This window comes from Pectobacterium parvum (assembly GCF_020971565.1).
Taxonomy (GTDB): Bacteria; Pseudomonadota; Gammaproteobacteria; order Enterobacterales; family Enterobacteriaceae; genus Pectobacterium; species Pectobacterium polare.
On the sequence record NZ_CP087392.1, the window covers coordinates 963600 to 987379 of the forward strand.

The 23780-nt window shown below is 52.0% G+C and carries 16 protein-coding genes; 7 read left to right on the forward strand and 9 right to left on the reverse strand.

Translation table 11 applies throughout. From position 1 onward, the window contains the following. Positions 1-8: 8 nt before the first annotated feature. From actP to acs, 3 genes are all read right to left on the reverse strand, one after another. Positions 9-1667 carry a cation/acetate symporter ActP gene (gene actP / locus LOZ86_RS04335; protein WP_111778388.1) on the reverse strand — a complete coding sequence of 553 codons (1659 nt, stop codon included), beginning with the start codon at positions 1665-1667 and terminating at the stop codon, positions 9-11. After that, a complete protein-coding gene (locus LOZ86_RS04340; RefSeq protein WP_039487792.1) occupies positions 1664-1975 on the reverse strand; it encodes a DUF485 domain-containing protein in 312 nt (103 codons plus the stop codon). Before LOZ86_RS04340 ends, actP begins: the two co-directional genes overlap by 4 nt. Before the next feature lie 125 nt (positions 1976-2100). Then, complete coding sequence (acs, locus tag LOZ86_RS04345; protein WP_095701657.1) at positions 2101-4062, reverse strand: acetate--CoA ligase; 1962 nt, start codon at positions 4060-4062, stop codon at positions 2101-2103. A gap of 900 nt (positions 4063-4962) precedes the next feature. On the opposite strand from acs, the gene LOZ86_RS04350 reads away from it, so the two are divergent. From LOZ86_RS04350 to LOZ86_RS04370, 5 genes are all read left to right on the forward strand, one after another. After that, positions 4963-5355, forward strand: coding sequence for a hypothetical protein (locus LOZ86_RS04350; protein ID WP_039487794.1), 393 nt, complete (start codon positions 4963-4965; stop codon positions 5353-5355). 728 nt (positions 5356-6083) lie between these two features. Then, positions 6084-8477, forward strand: coding sequence for a TonB-dependent siderophore receptor (locus LOZ86_RS04355; protein WP_230242871.1), 2394 nt, complete (start codon positions 6084-6086; stop codon positions 8475-8477). 302 nt (positions 8478-8779) lie between these two features. Beyond that, positions 8780-9304 (forward strand): sigma-70 family RNA polymerase sigma factor, encoded by a 525-nt coding sequence (locus LOZ86_RS04360; RefSeq protein ID WP_111778387.1) that lies wholly within the window; start codon positions 8780-8782, stop codon positions 9302-9304. Continuing rightward, positions 9301-10248 (forward strand): FecR domain-containing protein, encoded by a 948-nt coding sequence (locus LOZ86_RS04365; protein ID WP_230242872.1) that lies wholly within the window; start codon positions 9301-9303, stop codon positions 10246-10248. The genes LOZ86_RS04360 and LOZ86_RS04365 overlap by 4 nt, the downstream gene beginning before the upstream one ends. A 169-nt stretch (positions 10249-10417) precedes the next feature. Next, on the forward strand, positions 10418-11428 hold the full coding sequence (locus LOZ86_RS04370) for an AI-2E family transporter (RefSeq protein ID WP_010295764.1): 1011 nt from the start codon (positions 10418-10420) through the stop codon (positions 11426-11428). A gap of 168 nt (positions 11429-11596) precedes the next feature. Here the strand turns inward: LOZ86_RS04370 and LOZ86_RS04375 are convergent, their stop codons facing one another. Then, positions 11597-13123: an MFS transporter gene (locus LOZ86_RS04375; RefSeq protein WP_230242880.1), complete on the reverse strand. Its 1527-nt coding sequence runs from the start codon at positions 13121-13123 to the stop codon at positions 11597-11599. 383 nt (positions 13124-13506) lie between these two features. Here LOZ86_RS04375 and LOZ86_RS04380 point away from each other — a divergent pair, with 383 nt between their 5' ends. Continuing rightward, the gene (locus LOZ86_RS04380) at positions 13507-13881 is read left to right on the forward strand and encodes a hypothetical protein (protein WP_230242882.1); all 375 of its coding nucleotides are present in this window, start codon (positions 13507-13509) and stop codon (positions 13879-13881) included. Here LOZ86_RS04380 and LOZ86_RS04385 read toward each other — a convergent pair. Next, the gene (locus LOZ86_RS04385; RefSeq protein ID WP_230242884.1) at positions 13874-15361 is read right to left on the reverse strand and encodes a mannitol dehydrogenase family protein; all 1488 of its coding nucleotides are present in this window, start codon (positions 15359-15361) and stop codon (positions 13874-13876) included. The genes LOZ86_RS04380 and LOZ86_RS04385 overlap by 8 nt on opposite strands. A gap of 321 nt (positions 15362-15682) precedes the next feature. On the opposite strand from LOZ86_RS04385, the gene LOZ86_RS04390 reads away from it, so the two are divergent. Beyond that, positions 15683-16963 carry an O-acetylhomoserine aminocarboxypropyltransferase/cysteine synthase family protein gene (locus LOZ86_RS04390; RefSeq protein ID WP_230242889.1) on the forward strand — a complete coding sequence of 427 codons (1281 nt, stop codon included), beginning with the start codon at positions 15683-15685 and terminating at the stop codon, positions 16961-16963. A gap of 63 nt (positions 16964-17026) precedes the next feature. Here LOZ86_RS04390 and LOZ86_RS04395 read toward each other — a convergent pair whose 3' ends face one another. The 4 genes from LOZ86_RS04395 to nifJ form a co-directional block, all read right to left on the reverse strand. After that, complete coding sequence (locus tag LOZ86_RS04395; RefSeq protein ID WP_230242891.1) at positions 17027-18094, reverse strand: L,D-transpeptidase family protein; 1068 nt, start codon at positions 18092-18094, stop codon at positions 17027-17029. Positions 18095-18278: 184 nt separating this feature from the next. Continuing rightward, a complete protein-coding gene (locus LOZ86_RS04400; protein ID WP_039487809.1) occupies positions 18279-19076 on the reverse strand; it encodes a deaminated glutathione amidase in 798 nt (265 codons plus the stop codon). A 21-nt stretch (positions 19077-19097) separates the two neighbouring features. Next, positions 19098-19634 carry a cytochrome b561 gene (gene cybB, locus LOZ86_RS04405; RefSeq protein ID WP_039487812.1) on the reverse strand — a complete coding sequence of 179 codons (537 nt, stop codon included), beginning with the start codon at positions 19632-19634 and terminating at the stop codon, positions 19098-19100. A 244-nt stretch (positions 19635-19878) separates the two neighbouring features. Continuing rightward, positions 19879-23412, reverse strand: coding sequence for a pyruvate:ferredoxin (flavodoxin) oxidoreductase (gene nifJ, locus LOZ86_RS04410; RefSeq protein WP_039513498.1), 3534 nt, complete (start codon positions 23410-23412; stop codon positions 19879-19881). Positions 23413-23780: the final 368 nt, after the last annotated feature.

The window sequence follows — 23780 nt, forward strand, 5'->3', positions numbered from 1 at the left end:
AGGGAAGATTAGTGGGAACTGCCTTTTGATGCGCCGACGCCGGTTTGTGAGCGGACAAACTGTGCATGGAAGCGCGCGCGCTCTTGCTGACCGGACTCGGAGCGGTCGGTGATAGAGAAGAACCAGATACCGATAAACGCGACCAGCATGGAGAAGAGTGCTGGATAATCGTAGGGGTAAATTGGCGTGGCGTGACCGAGGATTTTCACCCAGATCGTTGGTCCCAATATCATCAAAATGACGGCGGTCAACAGTCCCGCCCAACCGCCAATCATGGCTCCACGCGTGGTCAGCTTCGACCAGTACATAGAGATGATAATGATCGGGAAGTTACAGCTGGCGGCGATAGAGAAGGCCAGCCCGACCATGAAGGCGATGTTCTGGTTCTCAAACAAAATACCGAGCGAAATCGCCACCACACCTAGCACCAGTACGGTGATTTTCGAGACTTTTAGCTCATCGCGCTCCGTCGCTTTCCCTTTCTTGATCACGTTAGAGTAGAGATCGTGGGATACGGCAGAGGCACCCGCCAGCGTCAGACCGGCGACGACGGCCAAAATGGTGGCAAAGGCCACGGCGGAGATAAAACCGAGGAAGAAGTTGCCGCCGACCGCATCGGCCAGATGCACCGCCGCCATGTTATTTCCACCGATGAGCGCGCCTGTCGCGTCTTTAAACGCAGGATTGGCGCTGACTAGCAGGATGGCACCAAAACCGATGATGAAGGTCAGGAAATAGAAATAGCCCATGAAGCCGGTGGCGTAGAACACGCTTTTTCGTGCTTCTTTCGCATCGCTGACGGTGAAGAAACGCATCAGAATGTGTGGAAGACCCGCCGTACCGAACATCAGCCCTAACCCGAGAGACAACGCGGATATCGGATCAGAAACCAGTCCGCCGGGACTCATGATAGCCGCTCCTTTCGGGTGAACCGCCATCGCCTGTTTGAACAGCGCATCAAAGCTGAAACCCACGGATTTCATGACCATAATGGCCATGAAGGTGGCACCGAATAGTAGCAGGACGGCTTTAATAATCTGTACCCATGTGGTGGCGAGCATGCCGCCAAACATCACGTACATCACCATCAGAATGCCGACCAGCACCACCGCAACATGGTAGTTGAGGCCGAACAGCAGTTCGATGAGTTTCCCCGCGCCCACCATCTGCGCGATGAGGTACAGGGCCACAACCACCAGCGAACCACAGGCGGAAAGGCTACGGATCGGGCGCTGTTGCAAACGGTAGGATGCGACGTCAGCAAAGGTATAACGCCCGAGGTTACGTAGCCGCTCTGCGATCAGAAACAGAATAATGGGCCAGCCGACCAAAAAGCCGAGTGAGTAAATCAGGCCGTCGTAGCCGGAGGTATAGACCAGCGCAGAAATCCCGAGGAAGGATGCAGCGGACATGTAGTCGCCCGCAATCGCCAGCCCGTTCTGGAAGCCGGTGATATTGCCGCCTGCTGTGTAGTAATCACTACGCGAACGCGTTTTCTTCGACGCCCAGTAGGTGATATACAGCGTGCCGCCGACGAACAGCAGAAACATCACGATGGCCTGAATATTCAGCGGCTGACGCTGAACATCTCCTGTGAGGGCATCCGCTGCCCACGCAAGCACCGGCAGCGTCAAAAGCCCGAACAGCATCATAAAGCGTATTTTCATTGCTTTACCTCATCCAATAACTGCTTGGTCAGACGATCAAATTCACCGTTAGCGCGATACACATAGACGCCAGTCAGAATGAAGGAAATCGCAATCAATCCCACACCAATCGGAATGCCGCGGGTAATGCTGGAGCCTGGAGCGATCGGCGTGCCCAGCCAGCTGGGTGCAAAGGCGATCAGCAGAATAAAGCCGACGTAAAGCACCAGCATGATGAGTGAAAGAAAAGCGGCAAAACGCTGTCGCTTGTTGACCAGTTCTCTGAATAAGGGGTGACTTTCAATCCGTTGATAAATGGCATCATTCATCGTAAGTCTCCAGTAATCTGTAGGGTTGAGTGCTACTGCCACGCCACCCTCTGATTTATCGCCACCCACATTCCCGCAAGCCACATCATGGCTTACGGGAATGAAGAGAGTGGTGGGTCAGGGGGTTATTGAGAGGCGGTACTCATAGCCTGCTTTTCTTCGAGCAGTTTTTCGACGACGCCAGGATCGGCCAGCGTTGAGGTATCCCCCAGATTGCTGGTGTCACCGGCGGCGATCTTACGCAAAATACGACGCATGATTTTGCCGGACCGCGTTTTTGGTAAAGAGTCAGTCCAGTGCAGGATGTCCGGTGTAGCAATCGGACCGATTTCCTTACGCACCCAGTTGCGGACTTCCGTATACAGCTCGCTGGACGGCTCTTCGCCGTGGTTCAGCGTGATGTAGGCGTAAATAGCCTGCCCTTTCATATGGTGCGGAATACCGACAACGGCGGCTTCGGCAATTTTGGGGTGTGCAACGAGCGCTGATTCGATTTCCGCCGTCCCTAAACGGTGCCCGGAAACGTTCAGCACGTCGTCAACGCGACCCGTGATCCAGTAATAGCCATCTTCGTCACGGCGTGCGCCATCACCGCTGAAGTACATGCCTTTAAAGGTAGAGAAATAGGTTTGCTCGAAGCGATCGTGATCGCCAAACAGGGTTCTTGCCTGACCCGGCCAGGAATCCACGATGACCAGATTGCCTTCAGCGGTGCCTTCCTGCGGGTTGCCGAGGTTATCGACGAGCGCAGGCTGTACACCGAAGAACGGGCGAGTCGCGGAACCAGCTTTCGGCTCAATCGCGCCCGGCAGCGGGGTGATCATGAAGCCGCCCGTCTCTGTTTGCCACCAGGTATCGACGATGGGGCATTTACTATTGCCGATTTTTTTGAAATACCACTCCCAGGCTTCTGGGTTGATCGGCTCACCGACGGAACCCATGATCCTGAGGGATTCACGCGATGTACCTTCGATCGCTTTATCACCTTCCGCCATTAGCGCGCGGATCGCAGTAGGAGCGGTATAGAGGATGTTGACCTTATGCTTATCGACTACTTGCGCCATGCGGCTGGCGTCCGGCCAGGTTGGTACACCTTCGAACATCAGCGTAATCGCACCGCATGCCAGCGGGCCATAAAGCAGGTAACTGTGCCCCGTGACCCAGCCAACGTCCGCCGTACACCAGTAAATATCGCCGGGATGGTAGTCGAAGACATATTTGAAGGTCAGCGCGGCATAAACCAGATAGCCGCCAGTGGTGTGCAGTACACCTTTGGGTTTGCCGGTTGAGCCTGACGTATAAAGAATAAAGAGTGGGTCTTCCGCGTTCATCTCTTCTGGCGGGCAATGGTCGTCTGCTTTTTCAACCAGATCGTGCCACCACAGATCGCGTCCTTCCTGCCATTCATTGATCTTACCCGTACGACGGAAAACGATAACGCTGGAAATGGTGGTGACGTTCGGGTTCTTTAACGCTTCATCAATATTCTTCTTCAGCGGAATCACGCGTCCGGCGCGTACGCCTTCATCGGCAGTGATGACCAGCTTGGCATTGGAATCGATGATACGCCCGGAAATCGCTTCGGGAGAGAAGCCCCCGAAGATCACCGAATGAATCGCCCCGATTCTGGCGCAGGCCAGCATTGCCACAGCCGCTTCCGGCACCATCGGCATATAAATGGCAACAACATCGCCTTTTTTGACGCCCTGCGACTTCAGCACATTGGCGAAGCGGCACACGGACTGATGCAGTTCGCGGTAGGTGACTTTTTTACTTTCTGTCGCGTCATCCCCTTCCCAGATAATGGCGGTTTGATCGCCACGCTCGGCCAGATGGCGATCCAGGCAGTTTGCTGCCACATTTAATGTACCGTCTTCAAACCAGCGAATGCGGATGTGGCCGGGATCGAATGAGGTGTTCTTGATCGTTTCATAGGGTTTGATCCAATCGACGATCTTTCCCTGCTCACCCCAAAAGGCGGCGGGATCGTCAACGGACAGCCGATACATATTTTTGTATTGCTGGGCATTTATCAGTGCATTTTCCGCAATGGCGGCGGGAATGGCGTGTTTATTATGTTGTGTCATAGCGCTTCTCCTTAAACATGTTAATGCTATGTCAAATAATGGTTAATTCTAGTTAACCCGTTATCTTTGTTTCTTTTTTGCGCGATTGATCACGCAATGCAGGAAAAGCAATGGAGCGTTACTTAAAAGATAGTCTTTTGGTTCAAAAAGCAGGCAGCTTTTTCGCAGTAGCTAAATCACAGTAAGTGATATATGTCACAATATAAAAGTCAGCAATGTTATCGATACTATTGCAATGTCAATAACGATCAATTCATTGTTTTCAATAGATTATATCTATTGTTATCAAATTTTTGATCGCCCTTTACGATCAAAAGGCATAAAAATCCCGCTTATTCAGCCGATAGTAAGAACCCTGTTCAGAGTATATTCCTACTTGGACCAGCTATTTAGCGTGTTCAGCTATGACTTACATGTTGGGGGTTTGTTTAAATTGTTAATTATATGTAGGCTATTAATGAAATAGATTTATCTGACTATCAACGGGCAGATAAGTGTGAATAATCTACACTCTAGGTGGGTTCCGCAGCACAGATGTGGACTCTTCTTAAAAAAGTAAAAATGCCGTGTGTTAGCTGCTGATAAAAATAAAAATTAAGTGTTATTTTTTGTGTCTGATTCAGAAATATCCGATTTCCAAAAATAAATAACATAGATACACCCAACATCACTGACGCTGAGTAAGGCGGCAGATGTTTAAGCCCCGGTAGCCTGAGGACGTGTAAACGGTTCCGGTTAGCGAAATTCACTATTTTTATTAGGTGATTTCTGGGGTGGGAAGAACACTATTAGTCCGGAAACCTTTTAAATTCCGGTAGGTTGATTGCTTATCAATGGTGCGCCGTGGCGTCATGGCGCGCTGTGAGATATCTTTTTACATAGCATGATGCAGAGGAAACAATGAGTCTGATATTTGGCCGGAATGAGATTTTAGGCATGCTTTCTCAACCAGTTCAGAATGATAGACGTGCAGTGGCGGTGATTGACGAGAAATGTAAGGTCGTCTGTGCGAATTCTGCCTTCAACGCCCATTTTGGATTGCGTGCTGAAATGAATACGCCCGTCTCAATTGATGATGTACTCCCTATCAACGTGAAGTTTGCCTATCACGATTTTATGACGAATTCCAACATGTTGAGTACACGCGTGGTCTCGGATTTGTTGTCTGATGGCTTTACCAAAAAGCAGCTAAGTACGCTGTCTTTTTCGAAGCTGAACGTTGAAAATCGAGTGCTTTCTCTGCTGATCCTAAACCAGGATACGGTCGAGCCTTCGACAAATCTGGCATCGTAAGCTTGAACAATCGGAGATTATCTGGCCGGAAGACTCGAGGTGTGTATTTTCCAGTGGAAAATAACGACAAAAGAAAAATAATTGCTATTAATAACGTTGCTATGGCTACCTTAGCCCCGTTTTCTCTCAAGTAATCGATTTCTCTAATACTCACTGACGGCCAGCAGAACGATAAAGCAACACGTAGCTTTTGTGGATGGAGAATAAAAAGCGTTCTTTATTAACCGCAATGATGTGAAAAATTAATAAAAATAGACGGTTAACTATTTTATTGCATATATTATGCTTGTTTAAAATAATCAGCGAAACGTTTCGCTCTTATCCAGCCCTGCCTTTTGCCTATTCATCACTTTCCTCTTCCTGCTCGTAAATTACTCCTTTTAAACATTATGGTTTATTAACTGCTGACAATAAGCTCTGGAAATTTTCTTTATTTTTAGCGTGTTGAATCCGAAAGGATGACGAATAAATAAGTAGACTGTCGTCTAATTATGGATATGGTTGAGCCTATATAGCGTTTATCGCCATATAGCACGTTTTGATAAAGATGACGTCAGTTTTTTATTAGTCACCGTATCGGTTTACCAATAGCGGCAACGTATTTTCCCTAATATTTCTGATTGATAACGATTACTTTAATTATTTTTCGATTTCTGGTTCCCCTTTTTACTCTCTCAATTGGCATAGCTTCTGAAAACAAGTCTTTCTTATGCGATAGGGGATAAGTCATGGTTAAATTCCGTACCCACCTATTGGCGCGTACTTTACGTGCCGGGGTACTTGGGGCATCGTTTGCCTCAGTGCTGCCAATGGCGGCGGTTTATGCCGCGTCAGCGGCACCTGTCCAGCAATACGCGGTGTCGTCTGGCCCGCTCAATCAGGTGCTTAATCAATTTGCCCAACAGGCAGGTGTACTACTGTCTTACGATCCGGCAGCCGTGGCGGGTAAGCGCGGTGCGGGGTTGCAGGGGAACTATAGCGTTGAGCAGGGTTTCCAGCAGATTCTCAGCAACAGCGGCCTAAGCGCACAATACAGTGCCGATGGCAGCGTGACGCTAGTGCAGCGCACGGCGAGTGAGCCCGTTCCTGTATCAGCACCTGTTACCGCTAAAAACGATCGGATCGTCGTCACCGCTCCACCGAATACGGCAATGAAGCTGGATGTGCCGATTTCAGAGACGCCACGTGCGGTTGCGGTGGTGACGGAGAAGCAGATCGAAGAGCGCGGCGCGCAGAAGATCGATCAGGCGCTGCGCTATAGCAGCGGTATTCTCGCGACGCCATACGGGCCGGACAATAAAGCCGAATGGGTGACTATTCGTGGATTTAGCGATCAGTCCCGGTTCCAGAATGGCCTAGCGACGCTGAATGAAGATGGGTTCTACGGCCAGCAGATTGAGCCGTTCGGCGTCGAGCGTATCGAAGTCCTGAAAGGCCCTGCCTCCGTTCTGTACGGGCAAAACCCGCCGGGCGGTCTGGTTAACGTCATCTCCAAACGACCAACGCGTTTGCCGCAGGGGAAAGTCGAGCTGGAATACGGCTCTAACGATTATCGCCATCTGGCTGGCGATAGCGCAGGTCCGTTAAATGATGACGGTTCGGTGCTGTATCGGGTTGTTGCGCTAGCGCGTGATACCTCGGGCGAGATGGACTTCTCGAAGAGCAAGCGCCTTTATCTGGCACCGAGCTTCACGTTCCTCGGAGAAGACACGGAACTGACCGTGTTAGCCAGCTACATGGATACGAAATCCGACACGACCAATGGCTTTAAGCTGCCGTACGGTACACTACAGGGCACGCCGTTTGGTAAAGTCGGCTATAAAACATCGCTGGGCGAACCGGGTATGAACCGCCACGATACCCGGCAGTTCAGCCTGGGCTATGAGTTCACGCATCATCTGAACGACACATGGACGTTCCACCAGAATGTGAATTACACCTATCTGAATTTGGATCTGCGCAATGTTTATGCGCTGGGGATGTATACCGATCCGGTAACGAACATTGTCAGCGATCGATTAGCCAACCGTGGGCTGACCTACCGTGACGGTTTTGCGCAAAACTGGGCTACGGACAATCGGTTAGTAGGGGAATGGCAGTGGGAAGATATTGAAAACACGCTATTGCTCGGGTTCGATTACCGCCGTGCCAATACACAAAGCCGCGATGGAAATCTGTACTCCTTTGGCAGTCCTATCGACATCTTTAATCCGGTTTATGGTAATTACACATTATCAGATAGCGACCTGTTCGCTCACCGCTCTGGCCGCCATCAGACTGGCTACTATGTTCAGAACCAGATTAAGTATGACGAGCGTCTGATCTTCTTGCTGGGTGGACGTTACGACGTGGCGAAGTCTCGCGATCGTAATTTCTCATCAGGCGCGGATACTCGCACCGACGATACCAAATTTACCAAGACTGCTGGGGTAATGTACCTGTTTGATAACGGTATTTCCCCTTACGTCAGCTATTCGGAATCGTTCCTGCCTGTGTCGGGTCGCGATGGTTATGAACGTCCTTATGTGCCAGAAGAAGGCCAGCAGACGGAAGTTGGCGTGAAGTATACGCCGGAAGGCTTTAACGGTTATGCCTCTGCTGCTCTGTTTAATCTGGAACAGAAAAACGTCAAAACGACGGATCCTAAAAACCCGAGCCTGACTATTCAGGCGGGTGAAGCGCGTTCACGCGGCCTTGAATTGGAATTCAGTGGTGAGGTTTATACTGGTCTGACGCTGACGGCAAACTACACATACAACGAAGTGGAGACCACTAAGTCAGGTACCGTCGGTGAAGTGGGTAAACGTCTACCGGGCCTGCCTGAACATATTGTGTCTGGCTGGGCGAGCTATGCCTTTAACGGCAAGCTGGAAGGATTAAGTATCGGCAGCGGTGTGCGCTATGTGGGCAGCTCTTACGGTGACATTGCCAATTCAGCGGACATGAAGGTTCCTGCTTATACACTGTGGGATGCGATGATCGCCTATGATTTCAGCAAAGACTGGCGGTTGCAGGTTAATGCAACCAACCTGACAAATCGTGAGTATGTCAGCGCCTGTAACTACTGGTGCTACTACGGTGAAGGCCGTAACGTTAACGCGAATGTCAGCTATCGCTGGTAATCTTCCTACTCGATTCTCACTGAAAGAAGTCCTTGGGCTAATACGGGTCACTTAAGCCTGTTGTTAGGGGAAACACAGGGGGAGGTTCCCGTAGGGACGCCTCACCCCTGTGGTCGCCCCGTGTATCTCGATGCTTAAACGATCGGCATTAGCCTTAGCCTACGGGCTTCTTTCCTTTTGCCCCTCCCGCCATGTAGCACCCTTCTTTTTCACGTAATCGGCATGATAAACGTGAATAGTCGTTGACTTTGCTTTTAATGATAATGAAAATCATTTCATTGCTGTCACATTGAGCGAATACCGTGAAGAGTCCCACCGCTGTCTGCCTCCATCAGCCTGAAACCTTAAACGTTCAGCAGATTTATCATGACCATCATGCCTGGTTACAGGCGTGGCTGCGTCGACGTTTGGGGTGTTCTCAGCAGGCTGCGGATCTGGCTCAGGATACGTTTCTACGTTTGATCTGCCTGCATCAGGCCGCTCGCATCCGTGAGCCGCGTGCCTGGCTGACGACGGTTGCCCACGGGCTGGTGGTCAATCACTGGCGACGTAAAGACATCGAGAATGCCTATCTTCAGGTACTGGCAGAGCAGGAGTTTACTTTTTCCCCCTCGCTGGAACAGCAGGCTATGGTGATTGATGCGCTGATGGCCATCGACCAGATGCTGGCGACGCTGCCGGGCAAAGTGCGTCAGGCATTCTTGCTCGTGCATCTTGATGGCCTGACCTATCGGCAGGTTGCTGAACAATTGGCCGTTTCCGAGCGGATGGTGAAAAAATATATGGCACAGGCAATGCTGAATTGTCTATTGTGTCAGGACTTATGATTTCCTCTATTACTTCTTCTATTCCGAAAGATGTTCTTTATGCCGCCTCTGAGTGGTATGCCACGCTGTATGACGAAGACTGCTCCGAACACGAGCGTCAGGCATGGCAGCGATGGTTACATCAGGATGACACCCACCGGCTTGCCTGGCAGCAGGTTGAACAGATTCACGCCCGCTTCCATGCGGTAGACAGCCAATTAGCCTCTTCTGTGCTGAACAAGCGGGGTGGGGAACGTCGACGCATGCTCAAACTGTTGGCGATTGCCAGCCTTACCGGAGGCGTGGGCTTTAGTCTGCCGTGGGAAAGCTATGCGGCGGATTACCACACGGGAACGGGCGAAACGCGTGAACTCAACATCGAAACGGGGATGACCGTCTGGCTCAATACGGATTCGGCATTGAATCAGCAGGGCAACCCCGCGTTGTCTCAGCCGCTGACGTTTCAATTGCTCAAGGGTGAATTGATGTTGGACAACCGAACGGCCCATGCTGCCCGGTTGACCACGCCCCATGGCGATCTCGCAGCTTCTGCACATTCCTGCCAATTAGCGCTGCGCTATACGTCCGCCCACAGTGTCCTCTCCGTTTTTAGCGGTGAGGTCTTGCTACAAACGGCCGTGCCCGCTGCGCAGCGTGTGACGGCAGGGCAGCAGGTTATCTTTACCCGTGACAGGAGCAGTGAACCTGTGCCCGTTGAGAATTTCCGCCAGAGCTGGCGTAATGGGCAACTGGTCGCGGATAACATGCCGTTAGGACAGTTCATTAATGAAATTGCCCGCTATCACCACGGTTATTTTCATGTTGATTCTGCGGTGACGACGCTACGGATTTCGGGCGTGTTTCCGCTACATGAAACCGATCGCCTGCTTGAGGCTGTTGCCCGGACGCTGCCAGTGAAGGTGACCCGGCGTTTCTCTTGGTGGGTGGATATCCGTCCGAGCTAAAACACGGCTGGTATTTCGCGGGTAAAACACCAAAAATATCCCTCGTTTGTTATCACTCCAGAATAGACGTAAATCTGGCGTATATATATCAATCTGTTGGTACCGAAAAAGGCGTAACATACTCCACAAAGAGTACCCTCGGCGTTGCCTCTTCATACGGGATGTCATCATGCAGTTACTAAATCTGAAACAAGCTCGCCTGTTGAGCTTTTTCTTTATTATGGGTGGCCTGCTTATATTGCTGCCTTTACGCCTGCTAGCCTGCTTTATCGCTGGTTTTTTGGTGTATGAAATTGTGAATTTACTGACGCCCTATTTTCAACGGGTCATCAGCGGTAAGCGCGCCCGCTGGATTGTGGTCGCGGTGATCAGCACGCTGGTCGTCAGCCTGTTGAGTCTATTGTTTGGCAGTCTGGTCGGGTTGTTGATGCAGGAAATGAAGGATACGGCGGCCTTCAATGTGCGCATTGGCTACATCCTTAATGACATCCAGCAGCAGATCGTCCACTACTTACCGGGGTATCTGCCGGTCAGTATTGAAGAGCTCCAGCACGAGCTGCTGCAATGGGTTCAGGCGCATATTGTGATGTTGCAAAACATGGGGAAAAGTTTTCTGCATGGCTTTGTGACGATGCTGATTGGTATGGTGCTTGGCGCGATTGTCTCGCTTTATAATGTCGATAAAGACACGGAAAAACCGTTACTCAAAGCGGAGTTATTACGCCGGGTTTCGCTGTTGTCGGCCTCGTTCCGCAACATCGTTTTCGCGCAGGTGAAAATCTCTGCGGTTAACACGGTGCTGTCTGCCATTTTCATTCTTGGCGCTCTGCCGCTGTGTGGTATCCATCTGCCGTTTGCCAAAACGCTGGTGGTGCTTACCTTCGTTTTCGGCCTGCTGCCAGTGATTGGTAACCTGATCTCCAATTCGATCGTTTTCCTGTCTGGCTTATCGCTTTCATTGCCGATTGCGCTGGTCGCGCTGGTGTATTTGATGCTGATTCACAAGTTGGAATACTTCCTGAATGCACAAATCGTTGGGACGAGGATCAAAGCGCACGCGTGGGAAATCCTGCTGGCGATGTTGGTGTTTGAAGCGGCGTTTGGCTTGTCCGGTGTTATTGCAGCCCCGATATATTACGCTTATCTGAAAAGCGAATTGAAAGAAGCCTCGTTGATTTAATCTCGCATGTTAGCAGGCGATTGATGCGATCGCCTGCCTATCCTACCCGTTCTGTTAATCAGCAAACGCAGGCCTAAATGAATCAGCCCAATACGAGATTGGGCTGATTGTTTTTAGTTGATGCCAGTTTTCAATCGACGCTTGTTTTCAATAAACGATCGTCTTCGATTAATGCTGTGCAGTTGCAACCTGCGGTTTAGCCTCTTCTGACTGAACGCCTAACGGGTTGTTACCCCAGCACTTCTCATACTCCCAGCCAGTCAGTTCTTCTGCAACCGCACGAGCATGAGGTGGAACATCGGCAATTGTGCCGCCTGCTTTGATACGTGCAATTTCTTCCAGCAGGATGGCGTGGTTCTTACGATCCAATTTCATCTGCGTCGTGTAGTAAATGGCAACCAACGCAAGGCCGATAACGCCCAGTGAGAACACGCCGACAATTGCCTGTACGGCTGATTCTGGTTGTACTGACTGCCCAGAGACAAAGCCGAATTGGCTTAGTGTCCAGCCCATAGCGAAGACAATCACAGATCGTACCATTTTACCGGCAAACGTCATGGCACCAGCGTAAATACCTTCACGGCGACGCCCGGTCAGCACTTCATCCACATCGGCCAGGAAGGTATAAACCGTCCAGGGAATGTAGTAGATACCGCCCGTGCTCAGGCCAAATACGGCAGTAATGGCGAACAGAACAAAGATGGTCATCTCTTCTGACCAGTTAGCGAAATAGAGTGCGGCATAGGCTATCACGCTGACAATCACTACCATCAAGGCTAGACGGAACGGCCGCGCAAATCCCATTTTGACGCAGATACCGATAAAGGCTGCGGTAGAAATGAGCTGCATAATCGAACTGAAGCTATTGAGGTGTGATACCAGCGCCGTGTTCTGCTTCAGACCAAAGACGATGAAGTAGGTAAACGCGGAAGCGAAAAGCCACTCAGCGCCAAAGCCAAACAGATACATCCCCAGATGTTTGCGGAAAATACGCAAACGGAAGGTGGAAACCATATCCACGCTAAGCTTTTTCATCGCTTGCCACAGGCTGGATGTGCTTTCACGGACGATTTCGTTTACCGGGCGCTCCCAGGATGTCATATACAGCGCGATCATTGCTGCACACATAATGGCACCGTAGACCAGACCGGTGTAGAAGAATGGCGTTGCGGAATCTTTACCGTAGATAGCAATAAATTGCCCAGGAATGAAAGCGGCCAGGAAGTTGGCGATTTTACCGAAAATGGCTTTAGAACCTGTCAGCTTAGAGCGCAGTTTAAAGTCGGAAGTCATTTCGGTAGCCAGCGTCTCATACGGCACCATGATCGAGGTGTAAATCAGCTCGAACAGCACGTATGTCGCGAGGTAGTACCAGAAGCCAAAGCCTTCAACCCATAGCATGGGGTAGACCAGAACCAGTGGGACACCCAGCAAAATAAAGAAGCGGCGGCGGCCAAATCGGCGACCAACACGGGTGTTGTAGAAGTTATCGCTGATGTATCCCATGATGGGGTTACTGACAGCATCAATAATGCTGGCGACGGAGAAAATAGCAGCAGCCTGAACCAATGTTAACCCACAAAATGTGGTGTAAAAATACATCAGCCATGCGCCGCTGATAGCAAGCGCGCCACTGCCGAGCAGGTTTGCGCTGCCGTAGCAGAACGTATGTTTAAAAGAGATTGGTTTATTCATGATCAGCCTAATTACAAATATGAAACAATATTTCAGTTCGCTTGAACTATCATTTCTTTATAATTTGCTCTATTGAAAAGAAAGTAAACTGACGATCACGCTTTCGCGCGCTTTTAATGACGATCTGTCAGACAGATCATGAAATAAGATATTTTCATTTGCTTTTTATAATTATTTGATCGTGCATTTATGTTCTTAATTTACAAAGTGTGTAAATTTATTACGGGAAAGCATTATACGTGCAGATAGGCGACGAGGCGATAGTGGGCGCTGCCCCACAAATCGATAGCATTATGTGAAATAACGCATTGACCGCAGAGAGGAAATGTCGTCATCATCCCGCCCAGTTTACTTTATCGTATTCCCTCATCAGGAGCCGTAACGTGAGTCATTTGCTTGCCTATGCCATTATTTATGTGATTTTTGTTGCCGTAGTTGGGTTGTTTGCTTTTCAGGCCTGGTTACCGTCTTCCGCACCGCGTGGGCTAAGAGATCGTGCGGGTATTTTGGTCGGGGTATTGCGTTGCCTTACGCTGTTTCTCATCGTTTCTGCAATGCAAATTTTGTTTCCCAATTCGCTGCTGGATAAGCTTGTCTGGCTGGTTGCCGCAGCGATGCTGTTGATCGCGGTTATTGGTGCGGGAATGAGTTGGTCATCGCTGCCGTGGCTGGATGAAACAAAAGGTAAAGGCCGCACTCTGTCGTTGGGTGCCCAAAGTGCGGTATATCTTGCGCTGCTTGGATTTATCGTTATGTAAAGTCTTGTACCAGTGCGGCCACGGTGTTCTTTGCGCCGTGATCGCGCAGTTTTAGATAAGCCTGAGCGATGGTGTTAAAGACATCGTGATTTGCAGGCAGATCCTCGCCAAAAATAGAACGAATATTGAGAAATGCACTCACCCGTTCGGCGCTATCTGATGTTTCCGCAACAACGTGCCCGAGCTTGTCAGCCAGCGGGTCGCGGATTTCAATCGGGTTACCCGCATCGTCTTTTCCGCTGACATAACGCATCCAGCCAGCGATTCCTAATGCCAGGCAGCGATAGTCTCCGCCATTACGCACATGCCAGCGTAGCGATTCCAGCATGCGCTGGGGCAGCTTTTGTGAACCATCCATCGCAATTTGCCAGGTGCGATGCTTGAGCGCGGGGTTGGAAAAACGGGTAAGCAGCTGAACGGCATAATCTTTCAGGTCGATATCCACCACGCTGAGCGTCGGTGCCTGCTCCAGCAGCATGAGGTGAGACACGGCGCGGCGATAGTTCTCGTCATTCATACAGTCGCTGACGTGATCATAACCGGCGAGATAGCCCAGATAGGCTAAAAACGAGTGGCTGCCATTCAGCATGCGCAGTTTCATTTCTTCAAACGGCAGTACGTCATGCACCAGCTGCACGCCCGCTTTTTCCCACTCAGGGCGTCCGGCAGTGAAATGATCTTCGATCACCCATTGAATAAAGGGTTCACAGGCTATCGCACAGGGATCGGCGACGCCGAGGTGATCGGCAATTTCCTGCAACGCTTCTGGCGTTGCGGCAGGGACAATGCGATCCACCATCGTATTGGGGAAAGAAACCTTGTCCTCGATCCAATCGATCAGACTCTGATCGTTGAGCCCAGCAGATCCTAGCACGGCGGCTTTGGCTGTTTTGCCATTTTCCGGCACGTTATCGCATGAGAGGACGGTGAACGGCGCGATCCCACGTTCGTGACGCAAGCGCAGCGCTTCCGCCAGCAACCCCGGTACCGAAGCGGGATGACGAGGATCGCTGAGATCCTGCTGAATCAGCTTATTGGTCCGATCCAGCTTACCGCTCGTCCCGTCCATGCAATAGCCTTTTTCGGTAATCGTCAGGGAAACGATGGCGGTTTCTGGTGCGGCGAGTTTCTCAATAATCGCGCCGATACCTTCTATTCTGGCATGTAACGATTCACACACGGCACCAACGACAATCGGCTGATTATCCGTCGCTGCTTTTTCCAACACGGTAAACAGATGATCCTGCTGGCGCAGCGCAGTGATCATGGTGTCGTCGCTGAACAGCACGACTTCACAAATACCCCAGTCTCCTCCCACCATATTCAGCACGCGCTCGGTGAGCAGTGCCTGATGCGCGCGATGAAAAGCACCAAAACCGATATGGACGATGCGCGGTTTCAGCGCCTTACGATCGTAGTGGGGGAATTGGACGCTGGTGGGCAGTTCGCAAGTAGCGATATTTTTTATTGTATCAGTCATTTATTGCGCTTCGGATGGGGGGATTTATAACGTTAAAAGTAGCTGTGATTTGCAGGTGGTGCAATACGTGACGCGCAGATAGGTTACGGTGCGCACGTTTTTTTCTCTGCGCAAATTTTATCGTTTTTTCAGATTCGTTTCAGCAGCAGAGATCGGTTTTGTGAGGACGCTTCAGTGTAATAATGTAACGCTGAAATTTAGTCTTGTTTTTACTAACTTATCTCCATTTCTTCTACATCATCAAGTGCTTTTCCCAATCGCAGTCTGCTATTTTGTCTGGATATTTTCCTCACTCCAACGATCAACAAAAAGGCTCGTAAGATGAAACTTGAATCCCTCGCGCTACATCATGGTTATGAATCTGAAGCGACAACGAAATCCGCCGCCGTGCCGATTTACCAGACGACCTCTTACACATTTGACGACACGCAGCACGGTGCCGATCTGTTTGATCTGAAAGTGGCGGGCAATATCTATAGTCGTATCATGAACCCAACGAATGCGGTGCTGGAACAGCGGCTGGCGGCCATTGAGGGCGGCATTGGCGCGCTGGTGCTTTCATCCGGTATGGCGGCAATTACCTATTCGCTTCAGGCACTCACGCAGGTTGGGGATAATATCGTCAGCACCAGCCAGTTATATGGTGGCACCTATAACCTGTTTGCCCATACTCTGCCACGTCAGGGTGTCGAAGTGCGGATGGCCTCTTTCGATGATTTTACGACGCTGGAATCGCTGATTGATGAGCGCACTCGCGCTGTTTTTTGTGAATCTATCGGGAATCCGGCGGGAAATATCGTCGATATTGCCAAAATCGCGGAGATTGCGCATCGCCACGGCGTCCCGGTGATTGTTGATAATACGGTAGCGACGCCCGTACTGTGCCGGCCTTTTGAGCACGGCGCAGATATCGTCGTCCATTCACTGACCAAATACATCGGCGGTCATGGCACCACGATCGGCGGCGCGATTATCGATTCCGGTAAGTTTGACTGGGTCGCGAATAAAGAGCGTTTCCCGTTACTGAATGAGCCCGATCCTTCTTACCACGGCGTGGTGTATACCGACGCTTTCGGTCCGGCGGCCTATATTGGGCGCTGCCGCGTGGTGCCGCTACGCAATACCGGTGCGGCGCTTTCTCCGCACAGCACGTTCTTGCTGTTGCAGGGGCTGGAAACGCTCAGCCTGCGCATCGAACGCCATTGCAGCAATGCTGAAGCGTTGGCTGGCTACCTGAATCAGCATCCGTTGGTTACCTGGGTCAACTATGGCGCGTTGCCAGATAGCCCTTACAAAGCAAACTGCGACAAAATTACCTCGGGTAAGGCGTCTGGGATTATCAGCTTTGGCATTAAAGGTGGGAAAGCATCAGGGGGGCATTTTATTGATGCGCTGAAGATGATTTTACGACTGGTGAATATTGGCGATGCCAAATCGCTTGCGTGCCATCCGGCAAGTACCACGCATCGGCAGTTGAATGCGGAAGAGTTAGCGAAAGCGGGAGTGAGTGAGGATCTGGTCAGAATTTCGGTCGGCATTGAGCACATTGACGACATCATCGCGGATGTGGCGCAGGCGCTGGAAGCCTCACAGAAAAAGTAAACGGTAGGGATATTAGAGAAACGCGTTGGAAACCGATTCGGGCTTCCAACGCGTCATAGGCGATTACGAACGGTTAGCGTCGGCTGCGGTCGTTGTCTGTGCTTCAACGGGTGCGGCATTTTGCACGGCATTCAGGCTATCTTGCGGCTGTGCTTCTGGTGCGACAGGTGCAGCAACAGATTCAACCGGAATGGCTGGCGTGGCTTGTTCGATCAGACCATTGATTTTGGTCGGCATACCAGAACGTCTCTGGATTGCCTGATCAACTTCGCTGGTGTTCACGCTGGCGTCGGCCAGAACTTTGCTCACTTTTGGCGTCATGCTGATCGGTGCCGGAGAATCAGAATGGAATTCTTCTACCGTGCGAGACAGCGGATTGTGAACTTCAACATAGCGTGAACCATCTGGTTCCACGGTGGCTTTCACTGGCTCATTGATGAACTGAACGCGAGTACCGACCGGAACGTTGTTGAACAGATACTTGATATCATCGGCGCGCAGACGGACGCAGCCGTGGCTGACGCGCAGACCAATACCGAAGTTGGCGTTGGTACCGTGGATCGCGTACAGGTTACCGATGTACAGCGCATAAAGCCCCATTGGGTTATCTGGGCCAGCTGGGAAAACTTTTTGCAGGGTTTCACCGCGTGCCGCATATTCTGCATGCATCTTCGCGGTTGGTGTCCAGGTTGGGCCCGCTTTCTTGCGCTGAACAGACGTTGTCCAGTTAATCGGCGTATCTTTACCTAACTCACCAATGCCGATTGGCAGCACGACCACGGTCTTGGAGCCTTTCGGGTAGTAGTACAGACGCATTTCTGCGCTGTTGATGACAATGCCTTCACGTGGTGCATCCGGCAGAATCAACTGATGAGGAATCACCATTTTGCTGCCGGGAATAGGCAGGTAAACGTCCGTATCTGGGTTGGCTTCCATCAGGTTGCTCAGACCCATTTGGAACTGTGCTGCAAAATGTTCCAACGGCTGTGTGCTGTCTTCCGGTACGGTGATGTCGATATTCTCGCCTATCAGTCGGCTGTTAGCCGCAGGCAGAGGATAAACAACGGCAAAAGCGGCCTGGCTGAATGCGGCTGCTGCAAGAACTAAAGTCAAGATCGCGCGAATACTCATTTTCATTTCTTTATTTGAGTGGTGAATGCACCCCCCGAATCAGGAGGCTGGTCTGCTAGGGTCGCCATGACGACCGGATGCGCATTATATGTGCAGAACGGCCTCAGAGGGAAACAACATGTGTAACTAATCACACTTTTTGGCGCGTGGATGAGAAAGAAAACCTCTTAGGGTGAACCGTGGCTCAGTTTTCCTCTTCCAACGTGGGTGTGCTAAAGCGGCGATTCGCCAGTACCGGGAGAATCTGACGGGCATACGCCAGTCGCTCTGGGTCAATGTCGGCATAGATAAGAGCCGGTGTTTCCGGTGCCTGAACCACGACAACGCCTAAAGGATCGACCACCATACTGTTGCCGATATTCTTGACGCCGCACTCGCCAACGGCGACGAGATAAGTGGTGTTTTCCAGTGCCCTGGCACGCACCAATAATTCCCAATGCGCTTCTTTCAGCGGTCCCTTAATCCAGGCTGAAGGGAGAACGAGTACGTCAGCGCCGTCCAGCACCAAGCGGCGTGCAAGCTCGGGGAAGCGAATGTCATAGCAGGTCATCAGTCCGACGTTCAACCCGGCGATGGTTAACAGCGGCGGAACCTCTTCGCCTGCCAGTACGTTTTCCGATTCCTGTACGGAAAACGCATCGTACAGATGCAGTTTCCGGTATTGAGCAACGATCTCGCCGTTGCGCAGCGCCAGCAGCGTGTTCCAGACTTTCCCTTTGCCATTCGGGATATGTACACACAGCATGGTCGTCAGGTCGCTGCCTTTACTGGCTTCCAGCAGATGCGAGATAAACGGGCCATCAAGCGGTTGGGCGGCGGTGAGCACCATGTTGGGATTGGTAATATCGCGAGCCAGCACGCCTTCGGGCAGCACCAGCAGGTCGGCACCGTTTTGCTGTGCTGACAACATAAACTCAGTGATGGTCGTGGCGTTTTGCTGCCACTCGCGGTCAACGGCGAATTGTCCCAGTGCGACTTTCATGCTTGCTCCTTCGTTGCCTGATTAATCGCGCTTGGCTGGCATCATGCGCAGCAGCGTATTGTCTTTCATAACATAGTGGTGGAACAGGGCGGCGGCGGTATGCGCGGCAATGAGCCAGTAGCCTAACGGTGCCAGTGTTTCATGCCAGCCAATCAGCGTTTCAGCCAGGTCGAAATTCGGCGTCGCGGCTGTTGGCATGCCGATACCAAAAAGCATCCAGTCCCGACCGCTGTAATAGCGGGAGGCAACGCCCAGTATTGGCAGCGTAATAAACAGCAGGTAAATAACGGCGTGGGTGAGCGAACCCAGTGCACTTTGCCAGCGAGGGGGCTGTGGCGTAATGGCGGGCGAGGTATGCCGATGGCGCAAGAACAGGCGAGCCAGCATAAGAACCAGTATGGCTACGCCGCAGCTAAAGTGCGTCACCATCATCACGGTGCGCAGCAGCGAACCGCGTTCAGCAAATCCGCGCAGCTCGATGGTGGCATAAGTCACAACGAGCAACAGAAAAACCAGCCAGTGCAATGCAATCTGCGATGGTGCGAACTTTCCTTTCATGTTTCGTCCTCTGCGACGTTGAGAGCGGTTTGACACCGTAACGAGCGAATAAACTCATAAAGTATAAGGTAACTTGCGTCTTGTCAGCCCCTCTTTACCATGCCTGACAAACTGGATTATTCGCGCTGGATTCTTCGATATTCAATCTTGTTTGGATGAGGAAAACCGCAACGACTCGTAAGGGTGGCGGCCAGGGATGGCACGCCATAAAAAAACCGGCCGAAGCCGGTTTGGAGCGGAACAATTATTCCTGCGGGTTTTTCTCCGCCTTGCCCGCCATCATCGTTAGGAAGTCAAAGCGGTGGCGCAGATCCCGTTCTGCTTCTTCATAGAGCTGCGCGGTTTCTTCCGGCATCATGTTATTCAGTCGGCGGAAGCGTTGCTCTTTCAGTAGCGTTTCACTCAGGCTGCTGGATGGCGGACGAGAATCCGTCACCAGTGCTGGTTTACCTTCCTCAGCGCGACGTGGATCGAAGCGGTAGAGCGGCCAGAAGCCGGTTGCCGTCAATTGACGCATCTGATCGTGGCTGAATGCCAGATCGTAACCGTGCTCTTCACACGGGCTGTACGCGATAATCAGCGATGGGCCCGGCCAGGCTTCGGCTTCCTGAATCGCTTTCACCGTCTGGTTCAGCTGTGCGCCCAGTGAGATCTGCGCGACATACACGTGACCGTACATCATGACGTTGATGCCGAGATCTTTACGCGCTTTGCGTTTGCCTTTCTCACCAAATTTGGTCACTGCGCCCAGCGGTGTCGCTTTGGACTGCTGTCCACCAGTGTTGGAGTAGCACTGCGTATCCAGCACCAGCACGTTGACGTTTTCGCTCAGGCTCATGACGTGATCCAGCCCGCCGTAGCCGATATCGTAAGCCCAACCGTCACCGCCGATAAGCCAGATAGATTTATCGACAAAGTGGTCGGCTTCGCTCGCCAGCACCTTGGCGTCGTTATCATTGATGGCTGCTAACAATCCACGTAGCTGTTCAATCTGCTGACGGCGCAGATCGGGCGCGATGGACTCTTCCTGCAACGCGTTAACCAGATCCGGCGGTAGTTGCGGCGCCAGCTTGTTGAGTAGGCGCACTGCACGCTGGCGGTGCTGATCGACGCTCAGGCGGAAGCCCAGGCCGAATTCGGCGTTATCCTCGAACAGCGAGTTAGCCCAGGCCGGACCGCGGCCGTTGGCATCGGTGGTCCACGGCGTGGTGGGCAGGTTACCGCCATAAATAGATGAACAGCCCGTCGCATTCGCGACCAGCAGACGATCGCCATAGAGCTGCGTTAGCAGTTTGATGTACGGCGTTTCGCCACAGCCGGAACAGGCACCAGAGTACTCGAACAGTGGCGAAATCAGCTGAGAAGTACGGATATCGATACGTTCCAGCGTAGATTTGTCGATTTCTGGCAATTGCAGGAAGAAATCGAAGTTCTCTTTCTCCGCCGTCAGATTATCCAGACGGGATTCCATATTGATGGCTTTGATTTCTGGGTTCTGACGGTCTTTGGCCGGACACACTTCCACGCACAGGTTACAGCCAGTACAGTCTTCTGGGGCGACCTGCAACACGTATTTCTGGCCGCGCATGTCACGGGCTTTCACATCCAGCGATTGCAGTGAAACGGGGGCATTTTCCATCGCATCAGGCTGGACGACTTTGGCACGAATAGCCGAATGTGGGCAGGCGGCAACGCAGTGGTTACACTGCGTACAAAGCTGTGGCTGCCATAGCGGAATCTCTTCCGCGATATTGCGTTTTTCCCACTTGGTGGTGCCGGTCGGCCAGGTGCCATCGGGCGGCAGGGCGGAAACGGGCAGCGTATCGCCCAGACCCGCCAGCATCGCGGCCGTGACGGTCTTGACGAAATCGGGCGCGGCGTCGGAAACCACTGACGGGCGCTGCGGGCTATCTGGGTTGACGGCTTCCCGCGGCACTTCTGCCAGCGCTTCCAATGTGGCGCTCAGCGCCTGCCAGTTACGTTCAACCAGCTCCTGACCTTTACTGCCATAGCTCTTGGCGATGGCGCTACGCAGTTTTTCCACCGCTACATCGGCTGGCAGAATCTGTGACAGGTGGAAGAATGCCATCTGCATGACGGTATTGATGCGAGCGCCCAGATGACACTCGCGGGCAATCTTGGCGGCGTTGATGCAGTACACGCGAGCGTTGCGCTGATTCAGCCCTGCCTGCACTTCCTGCGGCAAACGGTGCCACAGGTCGTCGCTGCTATACGGCGAGTTGATCAGGAAAACGCCGCCGGGCTTCAGCCGTTCGACCATGCTGTACTTGTCGATGAACTGCCACTGATGACAGGCGACGAAATCGGCCTGATCGATCAGGTAGGCGGAGTTTATCGGGTGCGGGCCCACACGCATGTGGGAAACGGTCAGGCTACCGGCTTTCTTCGAGTCATAGACAAAGTAGCCCTGCACAAACATCGGGGTGGTTTCACCGACGATTTTGATGGCGTTCTTGGTCGCAGAAACGGTGCCGTCACTGCCCAAGCCGTAGAACAGGGCTTCGAGCGATGCGCTGCTGGGAAAATGCTGTTCCGGCAGTGGCAAAGACAGATTGGTGACATCGTCATAAATCCCAACAGTAAAGCGCGGTCGTGGGTTAGCAAGCGCTAACTCATTAAAGATCGCCTGTATGCACTGCGGGGTAAATTCTTTGGAAGACAGCCCATAACGTCCACCAATCACGCGCGGCATAAGTGAACGCTCACCTACGGAGAACGCCTCGGCCAGCGCGGTCATCACATCGAGATACAGCGGCTCTGCCAGCGCACCCGGCTCTTTCGTGCGGTCCAGTACTGCGATGCTCTTCGCCGTTTGCGGAATGACGGCCAGCAGATGCTTGGCGGAGAACGGCCGATACAGGCGGATTTTCACCACGCCGACTTTCTCGCCGAATGTCAGCAGCGTATCGATCACTTCTTCGCAAGTGCCAACGCCAGATCCCATCAGGACGACGATTTTGGTCGCTTCCGGGTGGCCGTAGTATTCAAACGGCTGATACTGGCGTCCTGTCGCGGCGGCGAAATCGTTCATCGCCTGCTCAACGTGCTCATAAGCTGCGTCATACCAGCGGTTGGTTGCTTCGCGCGCCTGGAAGAAGGTATCCGGGTTAGAGGCGGTACCACGAATCACCGGACGTTCCGGTGTGAGTGCTCGCTCACGGTGTGCATCAATAGACTGCTGCGGCAGAAGCTGGCGAATCACGTCATCGCTCAGTGGCTCAATCTTATTGATTTCGTGTGAGGTACGGAAACCGTCGAAGAAATGGATAAACGGCAGACGGCTGTTCAGGCTGGCGATTTGCGAAATCAGCGCAAAGTCTTGGGCTTCCTGCACATTGCTGGCGCATAGCATGGCACAACCCGTCTGGCGAACGGCCATGACATCCGAATGATCGCAGAAGATAGAAAGCGCATGTGTCGCAACCGTACGGGCAGCGACGTGCAGGACAAACGGGGTTAGCTCACCGGCCAGCTTATACAGCGTGGGGATCATCAGCAGCAGACCCTGCGATGAGGTGAACGTGGTGGCGAGCGTGCCAGTCTGCAATGCGCCGTGGACGGTAGCGATCGCGCCGCCTTCCGATTGCATTTCAACAACGCGGGGCGTATCTCCCCATATATTCAGCCCGCCGTCGCTCGACCAGGCGGCCGCGTGTTCAGCCATGCTGGAACTGGGGGTGATGGGATAAATGGCGATGACTTCATTGGTTCGCCAGGCCACGGAGGCGACTGCGTTATTACCGTCGGTGGTGATCATGACTTATAGCCTTTTTGCTCACTAAGCCTTTCATTTTACATGGTCTTTTCGGGCGATGAAAATGATTGGGCATAAACGAAAATACGATTTTTATCGGAGGATTATCGCATTTCATGAAAAAAGAGGGTGGAACGATGTATGCAGAGTTGTATCAAACTGTGTTTGATCCCCGTCATACTTCAAGCCGCATGTGCGTTGGCTTTCTATTCTATCTATATCTACGCGCAGCTCTGGCTTTAGGATGTCCGCGTTTCCTAAAGTTGGGCATATCATACACCTCAGCGCGGATTGATGTCTTTTTGTACCCATTGAAGGGTATCGCCGCATGATTTTATTTGCTCATTACTGCCATGACAGGTAGCGTGCTT

Bases quoted from the DNA above. Each gene is read 5' to 3' on its own strand.
- actP (WP_111778388.1), bottom strand. From the start codon at position 1,667: ATGAAAATACGCTTTATGATGCTGTTCGGGCTTTTGACGCTGCCGGTG.
- LOZ86_RS04340 (WP_039487792.1), bottom strand. From the start codon at position 1,975: ATGAATGATGCCATTTATCAACGGATTGAAAGTCACCCCTTATTCAGA.
- acs (WP_095701657.1), bottom strand. From the start codon at position 4,062: ATGACACAACATAATAAACACGCCATTCCCGCCGCCATTGCGGAAAAT.
- LOZ86_RS04350 (WP_039487794.1), top strand. From the start codon at position 4,963: ATGAGTCTGATATTTGGCCGGAATGAGATTTTAGGCATGCTTTCTCAA.
- LOZ86_RS04355 (WP_230242871.1), top strand. From the start codon at position 6,084: ATGGTTAAATTCCGTACCCACCTATTGGCGCGTACTTTACGTGCCGGG.
- LOZ86_RS04365 (WP_230242872.1), top strand. From the start codon at position 9,301: ATGATTTCCTCTATTACTTCTTCTATTCCGAAAGATGTTCTTTATGCC.
- LOZ86_RS04370 (WP_010295764.1), top strand. From the start codon at position 10,418: ATGCAGTTACTAAATCTGAAACAAGCTCGCCTGTTGAGCTTTTTCTTT.
- LOZ86_RS04375 (WP_230242880.1), bottom strand. From the start codon at position 13,123: ATGAATAAACCAATCTCTTTTAAACATACGTTCTGCTACGGCAGCGCA.
- LOZ86_RS04385 (WP_230242884.1), bottom strand. From the start codon at position 15,361: ATGACTGATACAATAAAAAATATCGCTACTTGCGAACTGCCCACCAGC.
- LOZ86_RS04390 (WP_230242889.1), top strand. From the start codon at position 15,683: ATGAAACTTGAATCCCTCGCGCTACATCATGGTTATGAATCTGAAGCG.
- LOZ86_RS04395 (WP_230242891.1), bottom strand. From the start codon at position 18,094: ATGAGTATTCGCGCGATCTTGACTTTAGTTCTTGCAGCAGCCGCATTC.
- LOZ86_RS04400 (WP_039487809.1), bottom strand. From the start codon at position 19,076: ATGAAAGTCGCACTGGGACAATTCGCCGTTGACCGCGAGTGGCAGCAA.
- cybB (WP_039487812.1), bottom strand. From the start codon at position 19,634: ATGAAAGGAAAGTTCGCACCATCGCAGATTGCATTGCACTGGCTGGTT.
- nifJ (WP_039513498.1), bottom strand. From the start codon at position 23,412: ATGATCACCACCGACGGTAATAACGCAGTCGCCTCCGTGGCCTGGCGA.